This window comes from Paraclostridium bifermentans (genome assembly GCF_019916025.1).
Classification (GTDB): Bacteria; Bacillota; Clostridia; order Peptostreptococcales; family Peptostreptococcaceae; genus Paraclostridium; species Paraclostridium bifermentans.
In genome coordinates this window covers 1,924,413-1,941,238 of sequence record NZ_CP079737.1, presented here as the reverse complement: position 1 = coordinate 1,941,238, position 16,826 = coordinate 1,924,413, and the positions used below count along the sequence as shown (strand labels likewise).

The following is a 16,826-nucleotide window of genomic DNA, read 5'->3' as shown; positions in this document are numbered from 1 at the left end:
AAATAAAAATTAAATAATATATAATCTAAATATAGAAAGTTAAGAAGAGATGAAAATTTAAAAGTGTATTTAAAATACTTATTTAAAAATAAAAATTTGATAAATATAGGAGGTTTTATTATGAGCTTATTTTTAGGAAAAATTCACTACTGGTTATTTAATAAAATACTTTGGTTTGAAGATTTAGAAAGTGAAATAATAAAGTTAGCAGAGGTTGAAGGATTAGATATAGAAAAGCTAACTAAACAAATTAATTTAAAGTATGGAGAGAAATTAGAAAATAAAAAATTAGAAGAGATTATTGATACTGGAAATATACATGGTTGGCTACAAGAGAAAATCCATTCATCAGAAGGAAGAATGGCTGCGTGGACATCTGAAATTTTAGAAAATAATTCAGAATCATTGAAAAAAATAGAACATATTTATAGAAGCCAAGGTGTAAAAGCTGGTAAGGAAGTAAGTTCTGCACAAAATATTACTAATGCAAAAGAAATATATAATAGTATAAATGACTATATATTAGATGGAATGCCATGTGATAGAGTAAATGAAGTAATTACTTTAGAAGATGATGTTGTAATATGGAAAAGAAGAATATGTGTGCATAAGGAAATATGGGAAAATGAGAATGTAGATGTTAATATATTTTATAATCTTAGAGATTTATGGATAGTATCATTTGTGAGTACCATAAACAATAATTTTGAATATAAAAAAACTGATTATGAGGATTATATAATCAAAAAAATATAAAAATAGTAACTTATGTTACAGATTCAAAATAAATTAAACTATATAATGTGTATATAAAATAAACATTTATAAAATTGGAGGAACTATTATGGAAAATAAAATGTTTTGTTTTCAATGTCAAGAAACAGCTGGGTGTACAGGATGTACAAAATTTGGAGTCTGTGGAAAATCACCAGATTTAGCTAGAATGCAAGATCTTTTAATATATACAACGAAGGGATTATCAGAGGTTACAACGAGACTTAGAAAAGAAGGTAAAAAAGTAAGTAACAATGTAAACCATTTAATAACTATAAATTTATTTACTACTATAACAAATGCTAACTTCGATGATGAAGTATTTTATGCAAGAGTAAAAGAAACATTAAAAACAAAAGAAGATTTATTATCGCAATTAAGTAATAAGTCTAATTTATCAGAAGCTGCATTATGGAATGCAAACTCGAATGAAGAAATGGATGTTAAGGTAAGTATATTAAGTAAAATTAAAGATGCAATATTAGGAAGTGGAAAAGAGTTAACAAATGATGATATAAATAAATTATTAGATGAAAAGTCAACTGAAGTTGGAGTTTTAGCAACTAAAGATGAAGATATAAGAAGTTTAAGAGAATTAATAATATATGGATTAAAAGGATTATCAGCATATATGAAGCATGCTAATGCATTAGGATATGATGATGAAAAAATAAATGCTTTTATGCAAGCAACTTTAGCTAAAACTTTAGATGATAGCTTAAGTGTAGATGAGTTAATAGGATTAACTTTAGAAACTGGTAAAGTTGGAGTAGACGGAATGGCTTTACTTGATAGCGCAAATACAGGAACTTATGGACACCCAGAAATAACTAAGGTTGATATAGGAGTTAGAAATAACCCAGGAATACTTATATCAGGACATGATTTAAAAGATTTAGAATTATTATTAAAACAAACAGAAGGAACTGGAGTAGATGTATATACTCACTCAGAAATGCTTCCAGCACACTACTATCCAGCATTTAAAAAATATTCTCACTTTGCAGGAAATTACGGAAATGCTTGGTGGAAACAAAAAGAAGAGTTTGAAAGTTTTAACGGACCAATATTAATGACTACAAACTGTATAGTACCACCAAAAGATAGTTATAAAGATAGAATATACACTACAGGAGCTGCGGGATTTGCAGGAGTTAAGCATATAAAAGGTAATAGTGAAGATGATAAAGATTTCTCAGAAATAATAGAACAAGCTAAAAACTGTCAACCTCCTACAGAAATAGAAAGAGGAGAAATAGTTGGAGGATTCGCACATAACCAAGTATTTGCATTAGCAGATGCAGTAGTAGATGCAGTTAAAAGCGGAGCAATAAAGAAATTCTTCGTTATGGCAGGATGTGACGGAAGAGCTAAATCAAGAAATTACTATACAGAATTTGCAGAGGCACTACCAAAAGATACAGTAATTTTAACTGCAGGATGTGCAAAATATAAGTATAATAAGTTAAACTTAGGAGATATAAATGGAATACCTAGAGTATTAGATGCAGGACAATGTAATGACTCATACTCACTAGCACTTATTGCATTAAAACTTAAAGAAGTATTTGAATTACAAGATATAAATGAATTACCAATAGCGTTTAATATAGCATGGTATGAACAAAAGGCAGTAATAGTATTATTATCACTATTATACCTAGGGGTGAAAAATATACATTTAGGACCAACATTACCAGCGTTCTTATCACCAAATGTAGCTAAAGTATTAGTTGAAAACTTTGGAATAGGTGGAATAACAAACGTTGAAGATGATTTAAAAATGTTCTTAGGATAATAAAAAAATATAGTCTACGTTTAGTAGGCTATATTTTTATTTTTATTTAATAAAGTATATTTAACTATATAAAATAAGAAACTTTATATGTAGAAATAAATATTTTTTTACACAATATGTTAATATAGTTATATAAATTAAAGTTTGGAGGAAGTCATATGAAAAAAATATTTATTTCTATATGTATGATTGTATCTATATTTATGCTAACTGGATGTGTAAATTCAGATATAACCCTTAATATAGATAAAAAAGGAAATGCAAGTGTTACAGCACAAATTCTAAGTAGTGACTATTTAATGGATGGCATAAATGAGCAAGAATTAAAATCAAATTATGATAATGTTGAGAAAATAGAAGAATCAGGAAAAACAGGATATAAAATAACTGAAAACTTAGGAAATATTGCCGACTTAAAACAAAACAATAGTAAGGGAATAGAAAAGTTTGGAGATTTAGTAAGTGTAAAAAAAGAAGATAGTTTTTTATCTAACACATACGATATAAATATAAAATTAAAAGACTATATAAGCAAAAATATGAGTAAAGAAGAAATGGGAATGCTAAATTTATTTGGATCAGGATTTGATTTGAATTTTAATTTAAATACACCGATAGAACTAGTAGAATCAAATGCTAATTCAAACTCAAAGAAAGACGGAATATATAACTATAATTGGAATTTAAACTTATCAAATCTAGAAAACATACATGTAAAAGCAAAAATTCCAAATGTACAAAATATAATGATAATATCTATTTTAGGAATAGTATTAATTATAGGATTAGCAATATTTATCCTTAAAAGAAGAAAAAATAAGAATAACAAATAATAAAAATTATGTTGTGTATCAGAAAAATGTCTGCTATAATTACAGTGAATTAAACAGATAATAATCACTAAATAGTGAATATTATCTGTTTGAAAAAATTTAATAGGCAAAATTAGGGAAATCTAATGACGCAAAGCTATAGGGGCTAAGGTATGTTTAGACATATTATGCCAGCCAGTTGCCAAAGAGTATACATACTTTTTGTTTTTATACGGCATTATTATATGTCTTATTAACTATACCATTAAACTACTCTTTAGGAGTAGTTTTTTTTGTTAAGGAAAAAACAAAAGTTAATAAGATGCATAAGAGTGTGAGATTATAAGCGTCTAGTTTTTATATCAAGATTAACCTAGTGCAGCCCAATTGGAGGGAAAGAATGAAAAATTTAAAAAGATTAAGGGAACGTAGAAGTAAAGTGCTAGTAGCTATAATGATGTCTATGATTATAACACAAGGATTATATTCAAGTGATAGCATAATTGCAAATGCACAGGAACAAACGTCAAATCATTCTAAAAGCACAGTTAACCATAATCAAAAAAGAAATGTTATGTATTATGGAGACTGGTCAATTTGGGGAGGACAGGAAAACTTTTATCCAAAGGATATACCAGCAGATAAATTAACTCATTTGAATTTTGCTTTTTTAGATTTTGATTCAAATGGTAATTTGAAATTTACAGATAAAGATGCTGCTGTTGGAGCACCTGTAGGTCAAGATGGTGTTCAGTGGGGAGCTGCCAATGCTGGTGTATTGAGTGCATTTCAAGAATTAAAAGTAAAAAATCCAAATTTAAAAATAGGAGTATCTCTTGGAGGATGGTCAAAATCAGGTGACTTTTCTGAGGTAGCCTCAAATCCAGATAAAAGAGCAAAATTAGTAAAAAATGTACTGAAATTTATTGAGTATACAAATATGGATTTTGTAGATATTGACTGGGAATATCCATGTGATGTTAGACAACCTGATTTAGTAGATAATAAAAATGATGAAGGTACACCTAATGCAACTAAAGCAGACAAGGAAAATTACATAAAACTTCTACAAGAATTCAGAACAGAACTTGATAAGCAAGGTAATGAACTAAATAAAGGGTATGAACTTTCTGTAGCAATACCTGCACCTAAGAGTAAAGTCGATTTAGGTATAGATGTTAAAAATCTTTTTAACATTGTAAATTTTGCAAATATAATGACTTATGACATGAGGGGCGCATGGGATGAATATAGTGGACACCAAACAGCACTTTACCCAAATGAAAATGACCCTATAAAGGGTAATAACTTATCAATAGATGAAACTGTTGACTACCTAGTAGATAAAGGTGCTGAAAAAGATAAAATTGTAATAGGAGCAGCTTATTATACTAGAGGCTGGGATAAAGTTGAAAAGGGTAGCAACAATTCTTTGCCAGGAATTTTTAACAAGGCTTCAATAACTACAAAAGATGCAGATCAGACACCATCAAGAGGAGCGGTAAATGAAGCTCCATTAGCATCAGGAGATGGTGGACGTATGAGTGGAGTATGGTCATACAGAAGTTTAGATAAATTAAAATCAAAGTATCCAGGACTAAAAGAATATTGGGATGATACAGCAAAAGCACCGTATCTTTATGATGAAAGTACAGGAAAACTTTTTACATACGATAATATAAAATCAATAACAGAAAAAACAAAATATGTAAATGAAAATAACCTTGGAGGAATGATAGGATGGATGGCATCTCAAGATGCTAAAACAGATTCAAGTAAGAGAGATGAGTTGACAAAAGCATCCAAAGAAGGACTTTTCGGAAGTGAAAAATTACCACAAAATGAAATAACTTTTTCAAAATTAGATATTAAAACATCAATAAGCCCATATGAAGAACAATGGGGTGAAGATAAAAATGGATATGAGATAACTATAAAAAATAATGAAGTATTAGAAGAGTCGCAGGATGTTTTAGCATCAGTAGAAAAAGGTGCTGAAACTATAAAAGCTCCTAAATTATATATAAAAAGTGATAAAGCTTTAAAATCAGGTGATCATATGGCTGGAAATGTTACTTATGAAGATGGCTATACAATCGTAGATTTACAGTCTGTTTGGGAAGGTAAAAATATAGAACCTGGAAAAACATATACTTTTAAATTAAAGGGAGATGCGAATATATCAGGAATAGATATTGTTCAACGCATGTCAGATCATGGTATAGACATGTATAGACAATCAATTTTAGATGATTCAGAAGTGAAACCTCCAGGAAATCAAGCTCCAATGCTACATGGCGTAGACAATAAGACTATACATGTAGGAGATTCATTTGATAAATTATCAGGGGTAACAGCTACGGATAATGAAGACGGAGATATAACAAATAAAATAAATGTTACTGGTTCTGTGGATATGAATAAAGAGGGAAGTTATAAGTTAGTTTATTCAGTTGAGGACAGCAAAGGTTCAAAAGTAGAAAAAGAGAGAGTTATAACTGTAGTAAAAAAAGGTGAAGAGCCATCACAAGATACATATGATCCAAATAAAATTTACTTAGCAGGAGACTCAGTTATATTTAAAGGAGAAAAATATATAGCTAAATGGTGGATAAAAGGAGAAGCACCAGACAAATCTCAAGCATGGGAAAAGGTAATAACTCCAAATGAAGACGGAACTATAGACTATCATGAAGGTATGATTTGTAATGGTGGAGAGTATGTAAAATATAATAATCACATATATAAGGCTAAATGGTGGACAAACACAGTTCCAGGTAGTGATGCTTCTTGGGAATTTATAAAATAAATAATTATTAAAGGGGAGAATAAATATGAAACACTTAAAAAAATTAAATAAAAAAATAGTACTCACATTAATGGTATCTATGGTTATGGCATCAGGAATTTCAATGTATGATGGAATAAAGGTGAATGCGCAGGAAAATAAAGCTACAAATATAAGCTATTCAAATAAGAGTGTTAATTTTGGAGTAGGGCAAGGGATTGAGTGGCCAACTCAAGTTAACGCACCTTATGTTGATATGGTTGCATGGATAACAAAACCCGAATTTACAAATAATGGTACTGTGAAGTTAAAAAAAATAGCTGAAGATACTGGAGTAAAATTTTTCAATTTAGGCTTTATACAATCAACAGGTGGAATAGAAAATAATAAGGTAAAATGGGGATGGGGTGGATTCTCAGTTTTAAATGAAAATAATAATGATAATAAACAATATCAAGGTATGAAACAATCTATTAATGAATTAAGAGATATTGGAGGAGATGTAACTTTAGCGTTTGGTGGATTAAATGGGGTTACATTTTGGGAGCAAACTCAAGATGTAAATGTCTTATACAATACATATAAAGAAATTGTAGATGGTTATGGATTAACAAGAATAGATTTGGATATTGAAGGAGGCGCAGCTCAAAGCAAAGCCTTAAATATAACAAATGCTAAAGCTATAAAAAAAGTTCAAGATGAAACAGGAGTGGATGTAGTATTAACATTACCTGTATTACCAAGTGGATTAACATCAGTTCAACTTGATGTTTTAGAGGCATATCTATCTCAAGGCGTAGATGTAGAACTTGTAAATATAATGACTATGTGCTATGGAAATGGAACTTTACTACCAGGTGAAAATTATGGAACAGCTTCTATAAGAGCTATTGATAATACTAAAAACCAAGTACAACAGTACTTTAAAAAATACGCAAATATATCTTTAACAGATAGTGAAGCATATAAAAAAGTAGGGACAACTTCGTCTATTGGATTTGAAGGAGAAGCTCACCCTATATTTGGAACTGATTGGGCTAAATTAGTTGTAGATCATTCTATAGAAAAAGGATTAGGAATGACATCTTTCTGGTCAATGAATAGGGATGCTATGTTAGAAACTAATAAAGGAGTAACAAGTCAATATCAGTTTACAGATATATACAAAACTTTTGGAGAGGGTGCAGAACCAGGAGATCCTCAAAAGAATCAAGCACCTACACTACATGGAATAGATAATAAAACTATATATGTAGGAGATAAGTTTGACGAATTAGAAGGGGTAAGTGCTTCAGATAGAGAAGATGGAGATTTAACATCTAAGATAAAAGTAGAAGGAAAAGTTGATACAACTAAAGTTGGAGATTACAAAATAAGTTATTCTGTAGCAGATAGCGAAGGCTTAACAACTAATAAAGCAAGAACAATAACAGTTAAAGAAAAGCCAGATCCATCACAAGATACATATGATTCAAATAAAATATATCTAGAGGGAGATTCAGTTATATTTAAAGGAGAAAAATATGTAGCTAAATGGTGGGTAAAAGGTGAGGACCCAGATAAATCTCAAGCATGGAAAAAAATAGTGACTCCAAATGAAGATGGAAGTATAGATTATTATGAAGGATTAGTTTGCCAAGGAGGAGAGCTTGTAAGATATAATGGGCACACATATAAAGCTAAATGGTGGACAAACACAACTCCAGGAAGTGATGATACTTGGGAGTTAATTAAATAAATAAACAAAAAATAGCTGAATAAATTTCAGCTATTTTTACGCATACATCCTATAAATTAAAAATCTTTCACAACAATCTTTTTCATACAATCCATGAAGTTTGACCTCTTCATAAAGTAAAAATCCAGTGTTATTTTCTAGAAAATATATATAATCTTCTGAAGGATAATATAGTATTAAATCTATTACTCTTGGAGTTTTTTCATAAGAATCTAAAATATTATTTACTATTTTTCTAAAGATAGTAACTGAAAATGGATTGAAAAAATAGAATTTGTTCTCTACAGATTTAATTTGGTAATCTTGACCTAGAATGCAATTAAAATCTATTTGACTAGAAAGTCGCTTATGTTTGTCTAAGTAATTTTCTTTATTAATTAGACAGTCTTGATAATAAGTTTCATCCATTTCTATACCTGTAGCATTACATTTGAAAAAACTATTAAGATAGAATATAAGTCTGCCTTTGCCGCATCCAAAATCAACTACATTATCTGTTTTATCCATAGTGTATGTTTTAAATAATATATCAAGTGCGATATATGACGTAGCTTGATATGGGTGGTAGTGGGTAACACTAGAGTCCCAAAGTTTTTCACCCATAGTATTTATGTTTAATAAATCTTCATAAAATTTTTCATCCATAAAACTTCCTCTTTCAAATTTAGTTAAATTTTAAAATCAAAACATAAATAACATTATACATAATATTTATAATATTATGTACATGACTTTTAGTTTTTGTAGATTTTATGTATAATATAAGAGTAATATATAAATTAAAAATTGTGAACGGCGATTTTTATAAAGTTTATTATACAATAGGAGGGATTAGATGGTTAAATTAATAGCAACGGATATGGATGGGACATTACTAAATAGTAATCATGAAATTCCAAAAGATTTTAAAGACACTATAAATGCTTTAAAAGAAAAAGATGTAATGTTTGCTATATCTACAGGAAGAAACTATTTAGATATATCTTATCAATTTGATGATTATAAATATGAAATATTATTTATTTGTGAAAATGGAACAGGAATATATTATAAAGATGAATGTATATATTCAAAGTTCTTGGAAAAGGATACCATAAAGCAATTGGTAGAACTTGGGCGTGAAGTAGATAATGCATATCCTATGTTATGTGGGACTAAGGGGCTATATTTAGAAGATGAAGAAGCTTTAAAACAGTTAAATATACTTTTCCCTATGAATGTGCCAGTTACAAAAGTAGATTCATTATTAGATGTAGAAGATGGAATATTTAAAGTTAATATGTTTGATTTAACTGATGCTGAAACTAATAGTTATTCAATATTTAAAGATGCTAATATAAAGGGTGTAACATTAACACCTTCAGGTAAATATTGGCTAGATATGTCTAGTTTTGGAACAAATAAAGGGATTGCAATTAAAAAAGTACAAGATATGTTTGATATAGATTATAACGAAACTATGGTATTTGGTGATCATTTAAATGACTTAGAAATGATGAAGAGCGCTTACTATAGTTATGCGATGAAAAATGGACATGATGATGTAAAAGAGATTGCAAACTTTGAAACTAAATACACAAATGAAGAATGTGGCGTAACAAAGACTATAAAAGAAGAAGTTTTACAAGTTAAGGAATTAGCATAATATAAATTAAAAGTAATGAGGGTTGTTTAACCCTCATTATTTTTTGTATCATAAGGTTTTATAGTTGTATTTATTAAAAAGGCAATAAATACACCCATTAAAGTATCGAAAGTTCTTAAAAAAACATAAGAAATAGCATTTTCATTAGTGTAATTTATCATTATACTTAAAAATACTACACAACCTAAACTACAAGCTTCTTGAGCTTTGAACATATTACATAGATGTATAACAGTAGATATTCCAAGACCAAGCAAAATTGGATTTGTATATTTTATTGAAGTGAAATTAACTAACCATATAAGTAACACACTAAATAGCCCGCCTATTAGAGTACCGATTATACGATGTTTGCCAGCATTTATAGAGCTTTCAATAGTATTTCCCATACATAATATAGTTGCAACACAAACATAGAAGTAATCAGTTCTACCTAACAGAGAATATATAACTATGCTTAAGAATACGGCTATTCCTGTTTTTATATTTCTATAGCCTATAGTTGGCAACATTCTCACCTCTCTTTTAGTATAGTATGTATTATATTTAACGAAATTTTACATGGAATAAATAGTAAAAACTATTAAATATTATAAAAAAAGGTTGCATGTTGAAGTAAAAATCTATATTATTGTATTAAGCGATTAATACAATAAGGAAGTGATACAATTTGACTTGGGAATTTGATAATAACAAACCTATATATTTGCAGCTAATTGATATATTAAAATTAAAAATTATATCGGGTGAATTTGAAATAGGTTCCAAACTAAGTTCTGTAAGAGATATGGCTTCAGAAGCAGAAGTAAATCCAAATACTATGCAAAGGGCTCTAGCTGAATTAGAAAGAGAAGGCTTACTACATAGTCAAAGAACTAGTGGTAGATTTGTAACAAATGATGAAGAAAAAATAAAATCTATGAGAAAAGAAATAGCAGATAGAGAAATAAATTCACTAAAAGAAAAGTTAATACAATTAGGATATGAAAAAAATGAAATTGTAGAGATTGTAAAAAATAACATAATGGAGGATTAATATGAGTCAAAATATAGCTGAGTTTAATGATGTATATAAAAAGTATGGTAAGAAACAAGTATTAGAAGAATTTAATTTAAGTATACATAAAGGAAAAATAGTAGGTTTACTGGGACCAAATGGAAGTGGTAAAACTACAATGATAAAGTTACTAAATGGGTTAACACAATGTGATCAAGGAAATATTTTAATAAATGGATCGAAGCCATCTGTAAAAACTAAAGAAATTGTATCTTATTTACCGGATAGAAACTATTTAAATGAAGATATGACTGTAAAAGAACTTTTAAAATTATTTAGTGATTTTTATAAAGACTTTGATATAAATAAGGCAAAAGAAATGATAAAAAATTTAAATTTAGAAGAAAATGAAAAATTAAAATCTATGTCTAAAGGGACTAAGGAAAAAGTAGGATTAATATTAGTAATGTCAAGGAATGCAAAATTATATATACTTGACGAACCAATAGGAGGAGTTGATCCAGCATCCAGAGCTTATATAATAAAAACTATACTTAAAAATTTTAATGAAGATTCAACTCTTTTAATTGCAACACACCTTATAAATGAGATTGAAAATATTTGTGATGAAGTTATTATAATTTCTAAAGGAAAGATTTTATTAAAAGGGAATGTAGATGAAATTAGAGAAGAAAAAGGAATGTCTATAGATACTTTATTTAGGGAGGAATTTAAATGTTAGGAAAGTTATTAAAATATGAATTAAAATCAACTGCTAAATTTTTTGTACCTATGTACATTGCAATATTAGCAATAACAACTTTAAACTCTATATTTATAAGAAAAGATGTTTTTATAGAGGCACAAGGGATAATAAATATGGTTATAGGTGGGCTATTTATAGCAATAACAACCCTAACTATAGTAATTATAGTTAAACGATTTAAAAAGAACTTACTAGGAGATGAAGGATATTTAATGTTTACACTTCCTGTAAAAAGTAGCAGTCTTATATTATCAAAATATATATCTGCCTTAATATGGGTTTTATTAACTATAATAGTTAGTTCAATGGCAATAATTATATACTCAAATGCACTATTTACTGATATCGGAGGATTATTTGGAGATGGAACAATATTTTCTATAAATAGTATAATGATTTCAGGCAAACAATTAGTTAAAAATAATCAAGATATTATAATAATTGTTAGTGTAATAGGATTAACTTTAAGTGCAATTTCTGTAGTTATATTTGCTATATATAATTCAATATCAATAGCTCAATTGCCTATTTTTAGCAAACATAAGACTGTAGTTAGTATAATATCCTTCTTTGTAATAGCAAAAACTATAAATATTATTTATGATTTTGTTAATAATTTTACACCATCAATAAATATTTCAAACCTAGAGTTCATTCAAGCTTTTACAAAAGTGACTACAATAGGAATTTTAGAAAACATATTTATAGTTATTATTTTATTTATTAGTCTTAACTATACTTTAAGTAAAAAACTTAATTTAGACTAATAAGGTAAATTTTATATCGTTTAAAAATTTTAAAAAATCATAACCTAATCTTAAATAAATTAAGAAAGGGTGATTACATGAAAAAGTCTAAAAAATATGATGAATATAAAAATGAAGCTCAAAATTTTCAATCTATGGTAAATCATTCACAACGAAATTCAGAGTTTGAATCTCAATTAGAGGAAAGCCAAACTGTTGATAAAAAGGTAGCTTCAAAAAGACAGGGAGCATTAACTAAACAAATAAGTAATTAATGTAAAGTTGAATTTTGTCGAATTAAAAAAATAAAATAGTATATCATAATAAGGAACAAAATAAGCAACAAGAAAGGGACTATTTAAAATGAAAAATTCTATGAAAAATCAATCATTAAATTCTATGCAAAATAATGCTCAACCTAATATGCAAAGCGTATCTGAGATGAACATGAAAAATAGTGGAAATCTAAACATGCAAAATAATGCTCAGCCAAACATGCAAAATAATGCTCAACCTAATTTACAAAGTGTAGCTGAAATGAATATGCAAGATAGTGTTGAACCAAACTCTCAGTTCTCATCAAGTGTGGGTGCTAAGGGAATGGCTGATAAAAATGCTTATGCAAAAAAACAAATGCAAAATAATGAATTAAATTAATATAGTAAAAAAATACACACTTAAAAATCAAGTGTGTATTTTTTTGCCTAATTTAAGACTATTAAAAAAATTAGTAAACATATAATTTCAAATACATAAAATGTTATAAATATATAATTTATAGGAGATATATTAAAAAAGTTTATATGAGTAAAAGCTAATCTAGGGCGGATTATGGGTGGACTCAAAAATAAAACAATATGTAGATAATTTATTTGAAGAAGTGCCAAAAACAAGAAAAACTTATGAGATTAAATCAGAATTAATATTAAGTATAAGTTCAAAATACAATGATTTAATACGCTCAGGATTAAATGAAGAAGAAGCTTACTTAAAATCTATAGAAAATGAAGTTAATATAAATAACATTATTAAAGAAAATGAAAAGGATTTAAAAGAAAGTGAAGAATATAGAAAAAAATACTCAAAACGATATTCAATCGGAATAATGTTATATATACTATGTCCAACCCCAGTAATACTTTTAGGAGATAGAGGATTTCCACAAGACAGGATAGGGGTAATCCTACTTCTTGCAATGGTAGCTATAGCAACTTTAATTTTGATATATAATGGATATAATAAGCCTACAACTTCAATGATAGATGATGAATTATATGCTGAATTTATAAATTGGAAAAAGTTAAGTGATAAAGATAGAATTTTAGAAAGAAGAATAAAATCAATATTAAATTCATTAATTTTATTAATTTACCTTATAGTAAGTTTTACTTATAATAACTGGGAAATTTCGTGGATTATATTTATTATAGGCGGTATTATTAAAAATATCATAATAGGATGTTTTGAATATAAAAACAATTAATATGAAGACTGTAGTTAAAAAAATAAACTACAGTCTTTATTATTTTTACTAAAAAATATATAATAAAGGTTATGACTTAAAAGAAATTAGGTGAGTAAATGGATTTTAAAATAGTAAATGAAGTTTTACTACAAAATATAGACAGATATAGACTAGATAGATCTAGAGACTATTATAAACAAGGATATATAGAAGAAAGCTTTTTTTCGAAAGAGGAAGATAAAATAAGTTTATATGGTACAGTAGCATCAAAATATCAAAGAGAAATTTATAATAGTTTTTTAATAATAGACTTAAATGATAAGAAAATTATAAGCAGCGGATGCACATGTGAGGATTTTAATCAAAATACAACTCTTAACAATCACTTTATATGTAAGCATATAGCATGTATAACATTAAAGGAAATTGACAATTTGAAATCTAATATAGTAAACAATTTAAAATTAAAGACTATGGATATAAAAGAACAAACTAGACCGAAAGTAAATACAAGATTTATAAATAAAGATTTACTGAATTATTTTAAAGTAATTCCAAAAGAGAAAGTAAATTTAGAAGTAGATATAACTAGTTATTTAAATCAAACTTTAGAGGTTGAATTTAAGATAGGTAATGACAAATTGTACACTCTAAAAGACTTTAAACAATTTGCAACTTCAAGAGTAGATGGAAATTCAATAATGTATGGAAAAGATTTTATATATGATCCAAAGAGTAGTTACTTTGAAGATGATGAAGAGTTAGCGCAGTTTATAGAAGACTATGGACTAAGTCTAGTAGATAATATAAACTCAAGAAAAAATAGATACATGATATTAAATTCTAGTTTACTAAAAAGGTTAATGGAAAAGCTTAAATATAAAGAATTTACGTTTAACTATAATAGAAAAACATATAATCCTCAGATAATAAATGGATATGTTCCAATTGATGTAGAAATTAAAAAGGTAGGAGATAAAATAGTTATATTTAATAATGATAATTTACCTGTTCCTTTATCAAAAAAAGGAGATGTAGTCTTTTATGAAGGCAATATATATTTAATTTCAGGGACTAATGGAATATACTATAAAAAATTATATGAATTATTAAATGAGCATAAATCCATAGAGTTTGAGGACGATGAAATTAGTGAATGTTTAACTAATTTAATCCCTAAGTTAAAAGAAATATCTAATAATTTGAATATGGATGAAAGCATTATAAACAATATAACTAAAGACTTAACCGTGAATTATTACTTCGACTTAGACGATTCAAGAGTTATCTGTGATGTAAAAATTCACTATGAAGATGAAAAAGAGGGCAAATTTGTTATAAGAGATATTGAGAAAGAAGAAGAAGCTGTATATAGGCTGTACACAAATTATTTTGAAAGAGAAAAAGATAAATATGTGTTTAGAGGTACAGACTATCATCTATATGATTTTTTAACTACAGAAATTAATAGGCTAAAAAATATTGGACAAGTATACTATTCAGATAAATTTAAGGAAAAGAAGGTCTATAACTCCTCCAATATAAAAGTAGGTTTAGGAGAGGAGATAAACCACTATCTTGAATTTAAGTTTAAAATAGAAGATGTAGATGAAAGAGAATATAAGGAAATTTTAAAATCTTTTAAGGCAAATAAACGATTTTATAAACTTAAAAATGGAAATTTTATAAATCTAGAAGATGATCAGACAAGAGAGTTATTTAAGCTTATGGAAAGTTTAGGATTTACAAATAGCATTAAAGAAATGAATGTGCATAAAAGTAAGGCAATGTATATAAATAATCTTTTAATAGAAAAGAAAATCCCATATATAGAAGGTATTGAAAATACAAAAAATACAGTAGATAAATTCAATAATATAAAAGATGCAAATTATGAAGTGCCGAGAAGTTTAAATGCTGATTTAAGAGATTATCAAGTTGAAGGTTTTAAGTGGTTTAAAAGCTTAGAATCTTGCGGATTTGGAGGTGTTTTAGCTGATGAAATGGGGCTTGGAAAAACAATACAAACAATAACTTTTTTATTATCTCAAAAAGAAGCTAAAAGCATGGTTATTACTCCAACATCTCTTATACATAACTGGAAAAGTGAGTTTGAAAAATTTGCTCCAAGCTTAAGAATAGGCATAGTTCATGGAAATAAAAAAGAAAGAGAAAGTACAATAAATAATATTGAAAGTTTTGATGTTTTATTAACTACATACGGTTCTTTAAGAAATGATAATGATAAGTATGAAGATATTAATTTTGACTGCTTGATTATAGATGAAGCACAAAATATTAAAAATCCAACATCTATAACAACTGATGCTGTTAAAAATATAAAAGCTAAATGTAAGTTTGCCCTTACAGGAACACCTGTTGAAAATAACTTAGCAGAACTGTGGTCTATATTTGATTTTATAATGCCTGGTTATTTATACAATTTAAATAAATTTAGTTCTATTTTTATAAAAGATGAAAGTAATTTAATTAGATTAAAGAAACTTATAAAACCTTTTATTTTAAGAAGAACTAAAAAACAAGTAATTACAGAATTGCCAGACAAAATAGAAACAAAATTTTTAGTCGAATTAGGAAAAGAACAACGTAAAATATACAAAACATATGTTGATGAAATTCAAAGAAAGTTACAAGATAAATATGAAAGTAATGATAAAATAACTGTTTTAGCATATTTGACGAAGTTAAGGCAACTATGTTTGGACCCAAGTTTGATAGTTAGTGATTATAAAGGAAAAAGTTCAAAAATAAACGCATGTGTAGAAATAGTAAAAGATAGTATATCAAATGATGATAAAATTTTGGTATTCTCTCAATTTACAAGTGTGCTTAAAAATTTAGCATATATATTAGATAAAGAAAATATAGAATATAATTATTTAGATGGACAAACTAAAGCTAAATATAGAATTGAACTTGTGAATGACTTTAATGAAAATAATAATAAAAAAGTATTTTTAATTTCACTAAAAGCAGGAGGAACTGGATTAAACCTAACTTCTGCAAATAAAGTAATTCACTTTGATCCATGGTGGAATGTATCTGTTGAAAATCAAGCTAGTGATAGAGCTCACAGGTTAGGGCAAAAACAGGTTGTTGAAGTTATAAAATTGATAGCTAAAGGAACTATAGAAGAAAAAATTATAAAACTTCAAGATGATAAACTTAAAATGATAGATGATATAATAGGAAATGAATTATCTGATTCAAACACTTTTAAAAATTTATCAAATGATGAAATTTTAGATTTATTGACATAATTATAAGAAAGGTAAA

Annotated in this window: 15 protein-coding genes and 1 riboswitch; of the genes, 13 read left to right on the top strand and 2 right to left on the bottom strand. The window is 27.2% G+C overall.

What is annotated here, in order from left to right:
* Positions 1–120: 120 nt before the first annotated feature.
* The 5 genes from KXZ80_RS09400 (at position 121) to KXZ80_RS09380 (ending at position 7,910) form a co-directional block, all read left to right on the top strand.
* Positions 121–756 (top strand): hypothetical protein, encoded by a 636-nt coding sequence (locus KXZ80_RS09400; RefSeq protein WP_021433223.1) that lies wholly within the window; start codon positions 121–123, stop codon positions 754–756.
* 88 nt (positions 757–844) lie between these two features.
* On the top strand, positions 845–2,572 hold the full coding sequence (gene hcp / locus KXZ80_RS09395; protein ID WP_119472399.1) for a hydroxylamine reductase: 1,728 nt from the start codon (positions 845–847) through the stop codon (positions 2,570–2,572).
* Positions 2,573–2,730: 158 nt separating this feature from the next.
* Positions 2,731–3,405 (top strand): EGFR-like transmembrane domain-containing protein, encoded by a 675-nt coding sequence (locus KXZ80_RS09390; RefSeq protein ID WP_021433221.1) that lies wholly within the window; start codon positions 2,731–2,733, stop codon positions 3,403–3,405.
* Positions 3,406–3,500: 95 nt separating this feature from the next.
* A riboswitch (cyclic di-GMP riboswitch) is annotated at positions 3,501–3,591 on the top strand.
* A 193-nt stretch (positions 3,592–3,784) separates the two neighbouring features.
* On the top strand, positions 3,785–6,193 hold the full coding sequence (locus tag KXZ80_RS09385) for a glycosyl hydrolase family 18 protein (protein ID WP_021433220.1): 2,409 nt from the start codon (positions 3,785–3,787) through the stop codon (positions 6,191–6,193).
* Positions 6,194–6,218: 25 nt separating this feature from the next.
* The gene (locus tag KXZ80_RS09380) at positions 6,219–7,910 is read left to right on the top strand and encodes an immunoglobulin-like domain-containing protein (RefSeq protein WP_021433219.1); all 1,692 of its coding nucleotides are present in this window, start codon (positions 6,219–6,221) and stop codon (positions 7,908–7,910) included.
* Between the two features lie 36 nt (positions 7,911–7,946).
* Here KXZ80_RS09380 and KXZ80_RS09375 read toward each other — a convergent pair whose 3' ends face one another.
* Positions 7,947–8,555, bottom strand: a complete 609-nt coding sequence (locus tag KXZ80_RS09375; protein ID WP_021433218.1) for a class I SAM-dependent methyltransferase — start codon at positions 8,553–8,555, stop codon at positions 7,947–7,949.
* 190 nt (positions 8,556–8,745) lie between these two features.
* Between KXZ80_RS09375 and KXZ80_RS09370 the strand changes: the two genes are divergently transcribed.
* Positions 8,746–9,555: an HAD family hydrolase gene (locus tag KXZ80_RS09370; protein ID WP_021433217.1), complete on the top strand. Its 810-nt coding sequence runs from the start codon at positions 8,746–8,748 to the stop codon at positions 9,553–9,555.
* Positions 9,556–9,581: 26 nt separating this feature from the next.
* Here the strand turns inward: KXZ80_RS09370 and KXZ80_RS09365 are convergent, their stop codons facing one another.
* Positions 9,582–10,067 (bottom strand): FUSC family protein, encoded by a 486-nt coding sequence (locus KXZ80_RS09365; RefSeq protein WP_052011318.1) that lies wholly within the window; start codon positions 10,065–10,067, stop codon positions 9,582–9,584.
* A 158-nt stretch (positions 10,068–10,225) separates the two neighbouring features.
* Between KXZ80_RS09365 and KXZ80_RS09360 the strand changes: the two genes are divergently transcribed.
* The 7 genes from KXZ80_RS09360 to KXZ80_RS09330 all read left to right on the top strand — a co-directional run bounded on the left by KXZ80_RS09360 (position 10,226) and on the right by KXZ80_RS09330 (position 16,810).
* Positions 10,226–10,591, top strand: coding sequence for a GntR family transcriptional regulator (locus KXZ80_RS09360; RefSeq protein ID WP_021433215.1), 366 nt, complete (start codon positions 10,226–10,228; stop codon positions 10,589–10,591).
* 1 nt (position 10,592) lies between these two features.
* Positions 10,593–11,294, top strand: coding sequence for an ABC transporter ATP-binding protein (locus tag KXZ80_RS09355; protein ID WP_021433214.1), 702 nt, complete (start codon positions 10,593–10,595; stop codon positions 11,292–11,294).
* A complete protein-coding gene (locus KXZ80_RS09350) occupies positions 11,288–12,085 on the top strand; it encodes a hypothetical protein (protein ID WP_021433213.1) in 798 nt (265 codons plus the stop codon). The genes KXZ80_RS09355 and KXZ80_RS09350 overlap by 7 nt, the downstream gene beginning before the upstream one ends.
* 77 nt (positions 12,086–12,162) lie before the next feature.
* A complete protein-coding gene (locus tag KXZ80_RS09345; RefSeq protein WP_021433212.1) occupies positions 12,163–12,339 on the top strand; it encodes a hypothetical protein in 177 nt (58 codons plus the stop codon).
* 88 nt (positions 12,340–12,427) lie between these two features.
* On the top strand, positions 12,428–12,721 hold the full coding sequence (locus KXZ80_RS09340; RefSeq protein ID WP_021433211.1) for a hypothetical protein: 294 nt from the start codon (positions 12,428–12,430) through the stop codon (positions 12,719–12,721).
* 178 nt (positions 12,722–12,899) lie between these two features.
* Complete coding sequence (locus KXZ80_RS09335) at positions 12,900–13,547, top strand: hypothetical protein (protein ID WP_021433210.1); 648 nt, start codon at positions 12,900–12,902, stop codon at positions 13,545–13,547.
* Positions 13,548–13,645: 98 nt separating this feature from the next.
* Positions 13,646–16,810, top strand: coding sequence for a DEAD/DEAH box helicase (locus tag KXZ80_RS09330; RefSeq protein WP_021433209.1), 3,165 nt, complete (start codon positions 13,646–13,648; stop codon positions 16,808–16,810).
* Positions 16,811–16,826: the final 16 nt, after the last annotated feature.

What these genes read in the sequence shown, in the direction of transcription:
- KXZ80_RS09400 (WP_021433223.1), top strand. Translation starts at nt 121, where the DNA reads ATGAGCTTATTTTTAGGAAAAATTCACTACTGGTTATTTAATAAAATA.
- hcp (WP_119472399.1), top strand. Translation starts at nt 845, where the DNA reads ATGGAAAATAAAATGTTTTGTTTTCAATGTCAAGAAACAGCTGGGTGT.
- KXZ80_RS09390 (WP_021433221.1), top strand. Translation starts at nt 2,731, where the DNA reads ATGAAAAAAATATTTATTTCTATATGTATGATTGTATCTATATTTATG.
- KXZ80_RS09385 (WP_021433220.1), top strand. Translation starts at nt 3,785, where the DNA reads ATGAAAAATTTAAAAAGATTAAGGGAACGTAGAAGTAAAGTGCTAGTA.
- KXZ80_RS09380 (WP_021433219.1), top strand. Translation starts at nt 6,219, where the DNA reads ATGAAACACTTAAAAAAATTAAATAAAAAAATAGTACTCACATTAATG.
- KXZ80_RS09375 (WP_021433218.1), bottom strand. Translation starts at nt 8,555, where the DNA reads ATGGATGAAAAATTTTATGAAGATTTATTAAACATAAATACTATGGGT.
- KXZ80_RS09370 (WP_021433217.1), top strand. Translation starts at nt 8,746, where the DNA reads ATGGTTAAATTAATAGCAACGGATATGGATGGGACATTACTAAATAGT.
- KXZ80_RS09365 (WP_052011318.1), bottom strand. Translation starts at nt 10,067, where the DNA reads ATGTTGCCAACTATAGGCTATAGAAATATAAAAACAGGAATAGCCGTA.
- KXZ80_RS09355 (WP_021433214.1), top strand. Translation starts at nt 10,593, where the DNA reads ATGAGTCAAAATATAGCTGAGTTTAATGATGTATATAAAAAGTATGGT.
- KXZ80_RS09350 (WP_021433213.1), top strand. Translation starts at nt 11,288, where the DNA reads ATGTTAGGAAAGTTATTAAAATATGAATTAAAATCAACTGCTAAATTT.
- KXZ80_RS09345 (WP_021433212.1), top strand. Translation starts at nt 12,163, where the DNA reads ATGAAAAAGTCTAAAAAATATGATGAATATAAAAATGAAGCTCAAAAT.
- KXZ80_RS09340 (WP_021433211.1), top strand. Translation starts at nt 12,428, where the DNA reads ATGAAAAATTCTATGAAAAATCAATCATTAAATTCTATGCAAAATAAT.
- KXZ80_RS09330 (WP_021433209.1), top strand. Translation starts at nt 13,646, where the DNA reads ATGGATTTTAAAATAGTAAATGAAGTTTTACTACAAAATATAGACAGA.